General features: G+C 68.0%; 12 protein-coding genes. 6 read left to right on the forward strand and 6 right to left on the reverse strand.

The genetic code is table 11. The features are described 5' to 3' along the window. Positions 1 to 7: 7 nt before the first annotated feature. Complete coding sequence (locus E6J58_19660) at positions 8 to 385, reverse strand: hypothetical protein (protein ID TMB33819.1); 378 nt, start codon at positions 383 to 385, stop codon at positions 8 to 10. A 108-nt stretch (positions 386 to 493) separates the two neighbouring features. Here E6J58_19660 and E6J58_19665 point away from each other — a divergent pair, with 108 nt between their 5' ends. From E6J58_19665 to E6J58_19675, 3 genes are all read left to right on the forward strand, one after another. Next, a complete protein-coding gene (locus E6J58_19665; GenBank protein TMB33820.1) occupies positions 494 to 1,234 on the forward strand; it encodes a DUF4159 domain-containing protein in 741 nt (246 codons plus the stop codon). A 74-nt stretch (positions 1,235 to 1,308) separates the two neighbouring features. Further along, complete coding sequence (locus tag E6J58_19670) at positions 1,309 to 3,501, forward strand: hypothetical protein (protein ID TMB33821.1); 2,193 nt, start codon at positions 1,309 to 1,311, stop codon at positions 3,499 to 3,501. A 49-nt stretch (positions 3,502 to 3,550) separates the two neighbouring features. Continuing rightward, entirely contained in the window at positions 3,551 to 5,128 is a 1,578-nt protein-coding gene (locus E6J58_19675; protein ID TMB33822.1) for a tannase/feruloyl esterase family alpha/beta hydrolase, read from the forward strand. 3 nt (positions 5,129 to 5,131) lie between these two features. Here E6J58_19675 and E6J58_19680 read toward each other — a convergent pair whose 3' ends face one another. The 4 genes from E6J58_19680 to E6J58_19695 are packed head-to-tail and all read right to left on the reverse strand — an operon-like array spanning position 5,132 to position 9,002. After that, on the reverse strand, positions 5,132 to 5,653 hold the full coding sequence (locus E6J58_19680) for a gamma-glutamylcyclotransferase (GenBank protein ID TMB33823.1): 522 nt from the start codon (positions 5,651 to 5,653) through the stop codon (positions 5,132 to 5,134). A gap of 13 nt (positions 5,654 to 5,666) precedes the next feature. Continuing rightward, on the reverse strand, positions 5,667 to 6,284 hold the full coding sequence (locus tag E6J58_19685) for an ABC transporter substrate-binding protein (protein TMB33824.1): 618 nt from the start codon (positions 6,282 to 6,284) through the stop codon (positions 5,667 to 5,669). A 51-nt stretch (positions 6,285 to 6,335) separates the two neighbouring features. Further along, positions 6,336 to 7,685, reverse strand: a complete 1,350-nt coding sequence (locus E6J58_19690) for a TolC family protein (GenBank protein ID TMB33825.1) — start codon at positions 7,683 to 7,685, stop codon at positions 6,336 to 6,338. Further along, positions 7,686 to 9,002, reverse strand: coding sequence for an inositol-3-phosphate synthase (locus E6J58_19695; protein ID TMB33870.1), 1,317 nt, complete (start codon positions 9,000 to 9,002; stop codon positions 7,686 to 7,688). Positions 9,003 to 9,159: 157 nt separating this feature from the next. On the opposite strand from E6J58_19695, the gene E6J58_19700 reads away from it, so the two are divergent. The 3 genes from E6J58_19700 to E6J58_19710 all read left to right on the forward strand — a co-directional run bounded on the left by E6J58_19700 (position 9,160) and on the right by E6J58_19710 (position 11,478). After that, on the forward strand, positions 9,160 to 9,417 hold the full coding sequence (locus E6J58_19700) for a hypothetical protein (protein ID TMB33826.1): 258 nt from the start codon (positions 9,160 to 9,162) through the stop codon (positions 9,415 to 9,417). 109 nt (positions 9,418 to 9,526) lie between these two features. Then, a complete protein-coding gene (locus E6J58_19705) occupies positions 9,527 to 10,723 on the forward strand; it encodes a hypothetical protein (GenBank protein ID TMB33827.1) in 1,197 nt (398 codons plus the stop codon). Then, positions 10,720 to 11,478, forward strand: coding sequence for a ferritin-like domain-containing protein (locus tag E6J58_19710; protein ID TMB33828.1), 759 nt, complete (start codon positions 10,720 to 10,722; stop codon positions 11,476 to 11,478). The genes E6J58_19705 and E6J58_19710 overlap by 4 nt, the downstream gene beginning before the upstream one ends. A gap of 3 nt (positions 11,479 to 11,481) precedes the next feature. Here the strand turns inward: E6J58_19710 and E6J58_19715 are convergent, their stop codons facing one another. Continuing rightward, complete coding sequence (locus tag E6J58_19715) at positions 11,482 to 12,540, reverse strand: tartrate dehydrogenase (protein ID TMB33829.1); 1,059 nt, start codon at positions 12,538 to 12,540, stop codon at positions 11,482 to 11,484. Positions 12,541 to 12,553 lie beyond the last annotated feature (13 nt).

Raw genomic sequence — 12,553 nt, forward strand, 5'->3', positions numbered from 1 at the left:
TGCGTGGCTATTTCCCGTTGGTCGCGAAAAACATCAACATCAGCCCGAGCAGGATGACGAACGCCACCGCGGCGGCGATGGGACCGTGATCGATCTCGGTCCGGTCTAGCAGATCGCCCGCTTCCATCCGCGCCTGCGGCGTCGCGTCCTTGCTCTTCGCCACGCGCTTCGCTTCCGTCCGCGCTCCCTGGTAATCGCCGTCGGCGAACAGCTCGCGCGCCTTGGCCAGCTCCGGCGCCAGGGTTCCGTCCCCCACCCGCTTCGCGTCGGGAATGTAGTCGCGCTTCGGGGCCTCGGTGAACAGCGGCGGCGCCACCGGCGCGTCGTTGGCCGTTCCCGGGACCGTATTGCGCGTGGCGGTGACGGACTGGGTATTCTGTGCCATGTCACTCGAAGGTACCCGAGCATGCCTCTGGTCGCAAGGCGGGAATGCCGGTGAAATTGACCGGTTCTTGCAGTGATCCCGCGCGAATGCGGTTACCCTGCTCCATCGATGGCGAGCCGCCGGACATTGCTCGGACTTGGGCTTCTCCTGGCGGCGCGCCGCGTGCTCGCGTTCGGCGACGCCGCGCGGCTCACCTTCGCCCAGCTCCGCCACGGCGGTAGATGGGACCCGCGGCCCGACGGCCTTTCGCGGCTGTCCTGGGAGATTTCGAAGCGCACCAGCATCGAGACGTCTCCCGCCGTCAAGTCCATCGCCCTCGCCGATCCGGAGCTGTTCCGTTTCCCGTTCGCGGTCCTCTCCTCCGACCAGGCCTTTCCCGCGCCCGCCGACAACGAGATCGCCGAGCTGCGCAGATATCTCAGCTACGGCGGCTTCCTGATGATGGACGACGCGAGCGGTACGCGCGGTGGGGCATTCGAGCAATCCGCCCGCCAGCTCGTCTCGCGCATCGTTCCCGGCGCGCAGCTCGGCCGCGTCGCACGCGACCACGTCCTCTACAAGTCCTTCTACCTCCTCGATGGGCCTGCAGGCCGCGTCGCCACCACGGCCGACCTGGAGGCGCTCGAGCTGGGAGGACGGCTCGCCATCCTCTACTCCGGCAACGACCTGATCGGCGCGCTCGCGCGCGACTCGCTGGGCACCTGGGAATTCGAGATCACGCCGGGCGGTGAGCTGCAGCGCGAGAAGTCCATCCGCCTGGGCGTCAATATCGCCATGTATGCCCTCTGCCTCGACTACAAGGAAGACCAGGTGCACATCCCGTTCATCATGAAGCGGCGGAGGATCTGATCCCGGACACCGCCTACAACGCCTGGCGCATCACGTCTCTCTCCACGCTGCCGGGCTGGCTCCTCGCCTTGGCGATGATCGCGCTGGCCGGCGGAGTCTGGCTGTCGTTCCGCGGCTTTCGCAGCGAGCCTGCCGGCTACCGGCGCGTTGCGCTCCTCTCCTTCCGGCTGACGGCGGCGCTGCTCGTGCTCATCCTGCTTCTCGAGCCGGGCATCGAGCTGCGCGCGGAGAGCCGTGTCCGTGCGCGCGTCGCGCTCCTCTTCGACACCAGCCGGTCGATGAAGTTTCCCGCTTCTCCCGCGGGTCCGACGCGTGCCGAGGAGCTGCGGCGCTGGGCCGCGCAGCACGAGGCGGACCTGGCGCAGCTCGGTTCCCGGTTCCAGGTGGACGTCTACGGATTCGACAAGGAGCTGCAGCCCGCCGACCCGGGCAGGCTTCCGGCCGATCCGCAGGGTCCTTCTACCGACATTCTCGGGGGTCTGATCGCGGCGGCCTCGGGGGGCAGCGGAGGCCGGCCGCTCGCGGGTCTGTTCGTTGCCAGCGACGGGGCGGACAACGCGGAGTTGTCCCAGGGCGTCACGCAGACCGCAGGCGCGGAGCTGCGCCGGCTGAACGTTCCGGTCTTCGCGCTCCCGGTCGGGGCGCAGGCTCTCAAGGACCTGGCGGTGGAGAGGATCGCCGTCGACGACTTCGCCTTCGTGCGCAACCAGGTGACCGTCGACGTCGTGGTCACCGCGCGCGGTTTCGGGTCCACCGACGTGCCGATCGTGCTGCGCCGCGAGGGCCAGGTGGTCGCTCAAAAGACGGTGCACGTCGACGGCAGCCGCACGCGGTACGAGGTCAAGCTGGCGTTCGTTCCCGACCGCACCGGCAAGTTCGCGTTCACCGTCAGCGCTCCGGTCTACGAGGGCGAGGCCATCGCGCAGAACAACTCGCGCTCGTTCGTCCTCAAGGTGATTCGCGACCGCGTGCGCGTCCTGCTGGTGGTCGGCCGGCCCTCGTGGGACGTGCGCTTTCTCCGGCAGCTCTTGAAGAAGAACCCGAACGTGGACCTGATCAGCTTCTTCATCCTCCGGACGCCCGGAGACGATCCGCACAGCTCGCAGGACGAGCTCTCGCTCATTCCCTTCCCCACGCAGGAGATCTTCCAGGAGCAGCTCAAGACGTTCGACCTGGTGATCTTCCAGAACTTCAACCATCGCCCGTACCGGATGTCGCAGTACCTCGACGGAATCGCCGCCTACGTCCGCGACGGCGGCGCATTCGCGATGATCGGCGGCGATCAGAGCTTCTCCGCCGGCGACTACGCCGGAACGCCCATCGAGGACGTGCTGCCGATCACCTTGCTTCCTTCGGGACCGACGGCCGTCGACGAGACGCCGGCGCAGGTGCGCTTGACCGATGCCGGCCGGCGCCATCCCGTCACCGAGCTCGCCACCAGCGGCGCGCAGAACGAGTTGGTCTGGGCCGCGCTGCCCAGGTTGCCCGGCCTGAACACCATCGGCCCGCTCAAGGGCGGCGCACAGACGCTGCTGCAATCGGCAGAGGGGCGGCCCGTGCTCGTCGTCGGAGAAGCCGGGCGCGGCCGGGTGCTGGCGCTGCTCTCCGACTCCTCGTGGTTCTGGAGCTTCGTCGCCGCCGGCGCCCAGCAGGGACCGCGCGCGTACGAAACGTTCTGGCACTCGGCGATCCGCTGGTTGGTGCGCGACCCGGCGCTGACGCCCATGCGGGTGACCGCGGAGCGCCTCTCGTTCGAGCCGGGAAGCGAGCCGCCCGCCCTCGACGTGCAAGTGCGGGGCAGCGATTACGGAGCGGCCGCGGGCGCACAGATCGCGGTGGTGACGTCCTCGGCGACGGACCCTTCGCCGCGTCCGATGGGCGCCGCGCTCGCCGGCCCGGACGGAAGCGCGCGGGTCGTCCTGCCCCCGCTGCCGCCGGGCGCGTACAAGGCGACGGCGACCGCCAAGCGCGGCGACGGCACCGCCATCGGCGAAGCGGAGGACGCGTTCGTGGTGGCACCCGCGTCGCGCGAGCTGGTCGAGGCCGCTCCTCGGCCGGACGTCCTGCAAGCCCTGGCGGCGGCGACCAAGGGGCGCGTGCTCGCTGCCTCCGATGCGCTCGCCACGTTGCCCTGGCGCGACCCCGAGCGCGTCGAGGTCGGACAGCGCACCAGCAAGCCGCTCTGGGACAACTGGAAGGTCCTTGCGCTGCTCTGCCTCGTGGTTGGGGCGGAGTGGACGCTTCGCCGCCGCTGGGGCTACGCGTAGCCGGCGGTCGTGCAAACAATCCGGAAGGCTTCCGCCGGAGGTCTCCCGCATGCAGAAGGCGCTCCTCCTTGCCATCGGGCTCGCCGCATTGCCCGTCCGCGCCCAGCACGCCTGCCCGCAGGACCTGGAAGCGTGGCGCCAGCTGCTCGGCGCGGAGTGGATCGACTGTCATGCCGTCGCCGATCTCACCACCACCAACAATCCGTACACCGATCCGCAGAGCCTGACCGGCATGGGCTATCCGCCGCCTGGTTCCGGCACCTTGAACTCGAAGTACACGGCGCCGACTTCACCGCCGGTGGGTGGAATCCAGATCGACGGCTACTTCCCCGACGCCTGCGACGCCTTCCAGCAGGAGCCCGCCCTGACCGCGAAGAATGGCGCGCCTTTCATCCAGGGGTGCACGCCCCCGCCGACGGTCGGCCAGACCTGCTTTGCCGACTGTCATCACGACGCGCAGTTCGTGATCCGCATTCCCGACGGCTGGGACGGACATCTGCTCACGGCGGGAACCCCGGGCATCCGCGACGCCTTTGCCAGCGACTTCATCCTCTCCGACTACGCCTTGGAGAAGAGCTGGGCGTACGTGTCGCAGGACAAGGGGAACATGGGCGCGAACTTCTTCCGTCAAGGCGGAGGCGCGCCGTGGCAGCCTGGGGCCGCGATTCAGGAGTGGACGTCGCGCATGCGGCAGGCGACCGCGGCCGCTCGCGCGCTGCTGACCTCGATCGCGCCGCAGTATGGCGTCTCTGGCGTCACCCGCTCGTACGCCGCCGGAATCTCCAACGGTGGCTACCAGACGCGGCGCGCGATCGAGACTGACGGCAACGGCAAGGACCGCCTCTACGACGGCGGAGTCGACTGGGAGGGCACGCTGTTCCTCTCCTCGCTTCCCGCGGCGATCCAGACGCAGACGCCGACGACCGGCTTCAACTTGTTCACCTACCTGCCGACCTCGCTCGCGCAGTACCCGGGCGACATCCTCGGCGTGCCCGCGGCTGTCGACGCGCTCGCGGCGGTTGGCTTCAATCCGGAATCCCAGCCCCTCTGGGCCTATCACTGGGGCATCTACTGGGGCCTGACGCAGAAGATCTACCGGTTGGAGTTCGATCCCGAGTTCACCGCGTACACCTGCTCGGGCGTCGGGACGCCGTGCGTGATGCCGCCCGCGCAGGCGGTTGGCCCCACCGACCCCGACGCGTCCTACGACTACCGCCAGCGCGTTCTGCAGAATCCTGCGCTCGCGCAGCGGGTCCAGGCGGTCGCCAACACGGGCGATCTGCAGCATCCGCTCATCACGCTTCACGGCGATCAGGACGCGCTCTTGCCCATCGCCACCGACTCCGACCTGTACGTGCAGCTCGTTGCACAGAAACGCCGCTCGCAGCGGCATCGCTACTACGTCGTGCGGGGCGGGAACCACGTCGACCCGCAATACGACGATCATGCCGGAGTGGATGCGTACGGCGACACCGTGCTGCGGCCGATCCTGCCGTGTGCGCGCGCCGCCGTCGATGCGCTCACCGCGTGGGTGGAGAAGGGCGTCTCGCCCCCTGCGAGCCACACCATCGCGAGGCCACAGGGCGCGACTCCGGATCAGCTCGCCAACGAGTGCTCGCTGCAGTAACCGCTACCGCTTCTGCTCGACCTTCAGGCCGACCCGACCCGGAGGCGGCTGCGGGGTCCCAGCGGCCTGCCGGCGCAGGAGCTCGACCCAGCTCTCCGGCAGCCCGCGCTCCTGGGCGCCCTCGATCAGGTACTCGAGGAGCCTTCCGCTGGCGGGTCCTTCCTCGCCCCGCTTCTCCGGCCGCGCGACGTACGCCTTCGCTGCGATGCGCTTTCCCTCCGCCTCGACGAAGACGTCGATCTCCTCGGAGAGGCCGGTCGAGACGCCTTCCTTGCGCAGCACTGCTTCCTTTGCCGGCAGCGGGATCTCGAACAGGACGCCGTGGACCTCGCCGTCCTTGTCCTCGGCCAGGTTGGCGACCCGGCCGCCCCAGAACCGGCTCTCGACGTCGAACGCGAGGCGGTACCCGCGCAGAACCGCAGCGACGCCGCGCGCGAACAGGCGCGCATCGACGCCGTGCTCCGCCGCCCATTCGCCGATGTGTCGTTTCGACAGAGCGGAGCCGTAGGCGAAGTACCGGTGCATGACCGACAGTCTACTACCCGGAGGCCGGCTTCGTCTCCTCGGCCTCGAGCGCCTTGCGCTTGCGGTCCAGCGCGGCAATCACGTCGTTGAGGGTCTTCTTGGCAAGAATCTTCGCGACCTGCTCGCGGTACGTCTCGACCAGCGACACCCCCTCGGTGATCACGTCCACCGCCCGCCACCCCTTCGGGCGCTTCTCCATCACGTAGTCGATCGCCGCGGTGTCCTCGCCGGAGTTGACCTTGGTGTGCACCACGGTCTTGCCGCCCTGCACGTCCTCGCCGGTGACCTCGCTGCGGATGCGATCGACGTCGGTGCTCTTGCCCTGGCGCATCTTCGCCAGGTAGTTCGCCTCCATCGCTCCCTTCAGCGCGGCGGTGTAGCGGCTGCGATCGGCGGGCTTGATCTCGTCCCACTTCTTGCCCAGCGTCGACCTGGCGAGCGCGTCGAAGTCGATCAGCTCGCTCACCGCCTTGCGCGCCTGCTCGCGGGCCCGTGTGCGCGCCTGCCCTTCGGACTTGAACCAGGTGCTGAGCGCCGACCGCACCTTGTCCTGCGTTCTCTGTACGGCCGCGCTGGCGGAGCCGGGGGGCACGGCGGCGACGATGAGGGCGATGGCGAGCGACGTCACGATGGCCTCCTCCGACCTTCGACGGGCTCCAAATCTAAACCTTCAATGCCTGGCTCAGGGTCCGAGCGGAGCCCCGACCGCCTTTTCCAGCGCTGCCCAGGCGAGTTGCGCGTCGTAGAGCGCCTTCAGCCGCTCGCCGTCGGCGCGCGTGTAGAGCAGCGTTCCTTCGAGAAGCTCCCGGGCGTCCCCTAGTCCCGAGTCGAAGGCGACTCCGGCCTGCGTCGAGAGTTGCTTTCCGATGTCCGTCTCCTTCGAGTACCGCTGCACGCGGACGCGCGCTTCCGCCAGGTCGCCGAAGGCCTGTTGCATCTCGAGGCGCACGAGCTGCTGCGATCCCAACTGCATCGCGACCGCCTCCTGCAGATCGGCTTGCGCCTGGCGGAGGCGGGCGAGCTTCTGCGGCACGTCGAAGGTGCCCTGCATACCTAGCGCGATGTAACCCGATGACTCGTGGTACGGGTTGTAGACGAATGGCGACGACGGATTGCTCGCGTTGGTCGTCTCGGTGAGCCGGAACCCGCCCACCAAGCCAACGTCCGGCCACATCCGCGCCTTTTCAAGGTCGACGAGAGCCTGCCGCGCCCCGACGCCCTCGTTCGCGGCGCGCGTCTCCGGGCGCTGTTGCAGCGCGCGGCGCAGAAGCTCGTCCGGATTCGGAGTCTGCGGAGCGTCGGGAAGATCCTGCTGCGCGATGGCCAGTTCTTCCGCCGGCTGTGCGCCGACCAGTAGCCGCAGCCCCGTCAGCGCCAAGTCGCGGTTCTTCAACGCCGAGGCGTGCTGCGCCTCGATCTCCTCAGCGAGGTAATCAAGCTTCATGGCATCGGCGCGACTGATCTGCTCGCTCTTCGCCGCCAGCAGCTTCTGCGCCGTCTTCTGCGCGTCCTTGACCCGGTCGCGGACCTTCTGGACCGCCGTGTCCGCGTTGCGCGCGGTCTGGTAACCCCAGTACGCGCGCGCGACGTCGTAGACGGACTGGTCGCGCGCCCGCTGCACCAGCGCTTCGTTGGCGTTGACGAGGTGGCCCGCCGCCGACTTGCCCGCGGTCCACTTCCCGAATGTCCAGAGCGGCAGGATGGCCTGCACCTCCGCGTGCGCCGTGATGCCCTGCTCGCCGTGGAACCAGCCGCCAGTGCTGCCCGGGGTCAGGTTGCCGGGATCAGTTGCGTTGTCCGAGTCGCGGGCGAGCCGCCGCTCCGGCGTGGGACCGGCGACGTACGCCGTGGTCTGGAAGTTGGGAAAGAACGCCCAAGCCGCTTCGTCGCGCTTCCCCCGCGCGTTCTCCAGCTGCGCCACGGCCTGCATCGCGCGGGGATCGTTCTTGCGCGCGCGCTCCTGGAGCTCGCGCAGCGTCAGCCCCCTGGGAGCCGCTGCCTGCGCGACCAGCAGGACCATGAGCGAGATCATCTACTCGTTCGTGTAGTCCGAGCCGAGGTAGTTGATCAACTCTTCGCCCACCAGGTATCGCAGGTTGTTCTCTAGCCGGACCTTCTGCACGAAGAGATCGTGCTCGGGGTACACGCTCGCGGCGTGCTGCGGGCTCTTGAAGTAGAAGCTGAGCCACTCCTGGATGCCCTTCATCCCGGCGCGGGCGGCCAGGTCACCGAAGAGAGCGAGGTCGAGCACGATGGGCGCCGCGAGAATCGAGTCGCGGCAGAGGAAGTTCACCTTGATCTGCATCGGGTAGCCCATCCACCCGACGATGTCGATGTTGTCCCAGCCCTCTTTGTTGTCGCCGCGCGGCTTGTAGTAATGGATCGACACCTTGTGTTGCAGGTCCTTGTAGAGCTCCGGGTAGCGCTCCGGCTCGAGGATCTGCTCCAGCACGGAGAGCTTCGAGACTTCCTTGGTCTTGAAGTTCGCCGGATCGTCCAGCACCTCGCCGTCGCGATTGCCGAGGATGTTGGTCGAGAACCAACCCTCCATCCCCAGCATGCGCGCCTTGAGACCCGGGGCGATGATGGTCTTCATCAGCGTCTGACCGGTCTTGAAGTCCTTGCCGCCGACGGCGACTCCGCGCTTCTCGGCCAGCTCGACCAGGGCGGGAAAGTCGCAGGACATGTTCGGGGCGCCGTTCAGGTACGGCACGCCAGCCGAGATCGCCGCGTACGCATAGATCTGCGACGGGTAGATGTTCGGATGGTCCGCGTCCAGCGCCTTCTCGAACGCGGCGATGCTCTGATGCTCGGATCCGGCCTCCTGGTACGCCTCGGTCGACGCGCACCACACCATCACCGCGCGGGTGCACTTGTTCTTGTCCATGAAGCCGCGGATGTCCTGGATGAGCTGGTTCGCGAGCTCGCGCTTCGTGCCGCGCTTGACGTTCGCGCCTTCCAGCCGCTTCACCACGTTCTTGTCGAACACCGCCGGCATGGGCCGGATCTTCGAAAGCGTCGGCTGCAGTTGCGCGAGATGCTCGGGCGAGAGCACCTTCGCCTTCACCGCCGCCGTGTACGCGTCGTCCGGAATCGGGTCCCAGCCGCCGAACACCAGATCCTGCAGGCGCGCGAGCGGGACCAGGTCCTTGATCATCGCCCAGCGCTTCTCGCTGCGCTTGCCGAGGCGGACGTGCGCCATCTGGGTCAGCGATCCGATGGGCTTGCCCAGTCCCGCCTTGACGGCCTCGACGCCGGCGATGAATGTCGTGGCCACGGCGCCCATGCCCGGCAAGAGGACCGCGAGCTTGCCGTCCGCAGGGGCCACCTTCGACTTGAACTGATCCATCCGCTTCATCTCCGGAGCAGGGCCGCGCCGCTTGGCGCGGTGCGGCGCACCATAAGGGCGCGACGCGAGGGTGTAAAGGGCTTTCTCGCCCGTCTGTGGGCCGGTCTCGCGATCGGGACCGATGCATCCGGCGCGCGGCCACGGCATCATGCGTGCCATGGCAAAGAAAAAGCTGCCGCGCATCGAAGTCGGGTTCCAGGCGTTCGAAAAAGGAGCCGAAGAGGAGTTCGGCGCCGTGCGGCAGGTGCGCCCGCAGGAGCTCGTCATCTACATCGAAGACGCCGGCGATACCGTGATTCCGCTGTCGGCGGTCAGCGAGGTCATCGAGGGGAAGGTCATCGTCGACCCGCAGAAGCTCGACGATGGCGTCCGCCGCGCGATCGCCGCCGCGCACCGCGACGAAGACTACCCGTAGAAGCCCGCCCGCTCCGCGTCCCGCCGGGTGAAGCGCAGGGCGTCGGGTTGCGCGCGCCGATCGGCGTCCACACGGTACGGGCCCGCTGCATTCCCACAGGAGCCCACCCGTGACCCTCGACCTCGTCAAGGAACGTGGCATCCCGCTCGACGACCAATCCTTGAGCTGGAAGGAGATGGTCGGCCGTCCCTACAGCAAGCTCGACGTCGACGCCTTCACGCGCGTCCGCGTCATCCTCATGAACGGAATCGAGAGCGAGCAGCTCCGGTTCCTGCATGTCGCCGCGCGCATGAACCGCGAGCTGCGCGAGCCGCTGGCGCGGATCCGGCGGATCGAGCAGCAACAGCAGACGCTGGTGAACTGGCTCCATCCAGCGGACCAGTCGCCCCTCGAGACCACGCTGGGCTACGAGCAGGTCGCCATCGAGCTCACCGCCGACATCGCGCAGAAGGAACCGGATCCGTATCTGGCGCAGACGCACCGATTCGGGCTCCTCGAAGACTTCGACCATCTGTACCGATACGCAGCGCTCTACGACCGCCTGGAAGGCGGCGATGCGAACAACATCACGCAGTCGTACACGGACATTCGACCCGGCCGGCCGACGATGGTCGAGCACCGGCATCCGCTCGACGACCTGCGCAGGCCGTACGATCCGGCCACGGCGCATCCCCTCTCCAAGCTGCACGCCTATACCCTGGTCGCGGCCGAGCACCAGACGCACGACTACTACATGCACGTCGGGCCGCTCTTCAGCGACCCGATCGCCCGTCAGCTCTACGCCGAGATCGCCTCGATCGAGGAGCAGCACGTCACCCAGTACGAGTCGCTGATTCCTCCCGAGGAGAGCTGGCTCACCAAGTGGCTCCTCCATGAGGCCACCGAGGTCTACACCTACTGGAGCTGCCTCGGACAGGAGACCCATCCGCGGATCAAGCTGATCTGGGAGCGGATGCTGCAGTTCGAGCTGGGGCAGCTGCGCTTCGTCCGCGAGCTCTTCGAGTCGCGGGAGCGGCGCGATGCAAGTGAAGTGATCCCCAACCAGCTTCCCTCCCCGATCCGCTGGACGGAGCACCGCGCGTTCATCCGCGAGACGTTGAAGCAGGAGGTCAACCTGCGTGCTTCCGGGGCGGACTACGTGCAGGCTGCGGAGGAGCCGCGGCGGAGCCTCGAGCGGCGCGAGCGGCTGAACAAGGACGGCAGTCCTTCCGAAGCGGTCGCCAACGGCTACGTCTGGCGTCCCGGAACGGAGCTGTCGCCTCGGGCGCGCGACCTGGCGCAGTCCCAGCAAAGGAGCCTGCAATGAGCGACGCATTCGACACGGGCATGAACCGAACGGGGATCGCGACCTCGCCGATCGAAGCTCCGAAGACCATCCAGGGAGCGGTGGAGGGTAGGGGTCCGGCCGTGGACGGAGCGGCCGCGGCGCTGATGCGGTCCACTTGCGCCCGGGAAGCCGAGCCCATCGGTACGGTCCCGCCGCCGGCTTCGCTCAAGGGCGCGGCGAAGACCGTGCTCAAGGCGCTGCAGGGAGAGAAGGCCAGCGTGTTCATCGACAAGCTCGGCGAGCGCCTCGCGTTCGAACGGATCGGCGCGCGGCTCTACGAGGTCGTGCTGATCAAGGCGGAAGCGTACCCCACGTGGCCCGGGGGGCCGAGCCGGGAGGAGTTGCTGGAAATCCAGCGCGACGAGCTCTCTCACTTCGGCCTCTTGCAGAGTTGCATCGAGAAGCTGGGCGCGGATCCCACCGCCATGACGCCATCCGCCGACATCGCCGCGAATCTCTCGAAGGGCATTCCCCAGGTCCTGGCGGATCCGCGCACCGATTTGCGCCAGTGTCTCGAAGGCCTCCTCGTGGCAGAGCTCGCCGACAACGCCTGCTGGGAGTCGCTGATCGAGCTCGCGCAGGAGGCGGGACAGGACGAGATGGTGCGCGCCTTCGAGGCCGCCCTGCAGCGCGAAGAGCTGCACCTCGGCCGCGTCAAGGGATGGCTCAAGCAGGGCGTCGCTGCGGCCCTCGGCGCGAAACGATCGCCGGACCAACCCGCGGCGCGGCACTGATCGTCAGCGAACCGCTTCCGCGATGGCCTTTCCCATCTCGGAGGTGCTCGCCTTCCCGCCCATGTCGCGGGTGCGCGGGCCTTCGCGGATGACGGTCTCGATCGCCCGCACTACGGCGTCGCCGGCCTGCTTGTGGCCGAGGTGCTCGAGCATCATCGCGCCCGACCAGATCTGCCCGACCGGATTCGCGATTCCCTGGCCGGCGATGTCGGGTGCGGAGCCATGCACGGGCTCGAACATCGACGGGTACTCGCCCTCGGGATTGAGGTTGGCGGATGGGGCGATCCCGATGGTTCCGGTCACCCCCGGTCCCAGGTCGGAGAGGATGTCGCCGAACAGGTTGGAGCCGACCACCACGTCGAAGCGATCCGGCCTTTGCACGAAATGCGCGCAGAGGATGTCGATGTGGAACTGGTCGACGCGCACGTCGGGGTAGTGCGCCGACATCGCTTTCACCCTCTCGTCCCAGAACGGCATCGTGATGGCGATCCCGTTCGACTTCGTCGCCGAGGTGAGGTGCTTCTTCGGGCGCGAGCGGGCCAGCTCGAAGGCGTAGCGCAGGATCCGGTCGACGCCCCTGCGGGTGAACACGGATTCCTGGATCACCGTCTCGTTCTCGGTACCCTCGAACATCCGGCCGCCGACCGACGAGTACTCGCCCTCGTTGTTCTCGCGCACCACCCAGAAGTCGATGTCGCCAGGTTTGCGATCGCGCAGCGGGGAAGGGACGCCGTCCATCAGCCGGACCGGACGGACGTTCGCGTACTGGTGGAAGCTGCGACGGATGGGGATGAGCAGACCCCAGAGGGAGACGTGATCGGGCACGCCCGGGAACCCGACCGCTCCGAGGAAGATCGCATCGTGCTTGCGGATCTGCGCGATGCCGTCCTCCGGCATCATCTTCCCATGCTTCTGGTACCACTCGCAGCTCCAGGGAAACTGGTCCCAGCGGAACTCGATGCCGTACTTCGACGCGGCGGCGTCCAGCACGCGAATGCCCTCGGGCACGACCTCGTTGCCGATCCCGTCTCCGGGAATGACCGCGATGCGATGCTTCGCCATCTGTCTCTCCCTC

This window comes from Deltaproteobacteria bacterium (genome assembly GCA_005879535.1).
Taxonomy (GTDB): domain Bacteria; phylum Myxococcota; class Myxococcia; order Myxococcales; family 40CM-4-68-19; genus 40CM-4-68-19.

Bases quoted from the DNA above. Each gene is read 5' to 3' on its own strand.
- E6J58_19700 (TMB33826.1), top strand. From the start codon at position 9,160: ATGGCAAAGAAAAAGCTGCCGCGCATCGAAGTCGGGTTCCAGGCGTTC.
- E6J58_19660 (TMB33819.1), bottom strand. From the start codon at position 385: ATGGCACAGAATACCCAGTCCGTCACCGCCACGCGCAATACGGTCCCG.
- E6J58_19680 (TMB33823.1), bottom strand. From the start codon at position 5,653: ATGCACCGGTACTTCGCCTACGGCTCCGCTCTGTCGAAACGACACATC.
- E6J58_19715 (TMB33829.1), bottom strand. From the start codon at position 12,540: ATGGCGAAGCATCGCATCGCGGTCATTCCCGGAGACGGGATCGGCAAC.
- E6J58_19670 (TMB33821.1), top strand. From the start codon at position 1,309: ATGATCGCGCTGGCCGGCGGAGTCTGGCTGTCGTTCCGCGGCTTTCGC.
- E6J58_19695 (TMB33870.1), bottom strand. From the start codon at position 9,002: ATGGATCAGTTCAAGTCGAAGGTGGCCCCTGCGGACGGCAAGCTCGCG.
- E6J58_19710 (TMB33828.1), top strand. From the start codon at position 10,720: ATGAGCGACGCATTCGACACGGGCATGAACCGAACGGGGATCGCGACC.
- E6J58_19690 (TMB33825.1), bottom strand. From the start codon at position 7,685: ATGATCTCGCTCATGGTCCTGCTGGTCGCGCAGGCAGCGGCTCCCAGG.
- E6J58_19675 (TMB33822.1), top strand. From the start codon at position 3,551: ATGCAGAAGGCGCTCCTCCTTGCCATCGGGCTCGCCGCATTGCCCGTC.
- E6J58_19665 (TMB33820.1), top strand. From the start codon at position 494: ATGGCGAGCCGCCGGACATTGCTCGGACTTGGGCTTCTCCTGGCGGCG.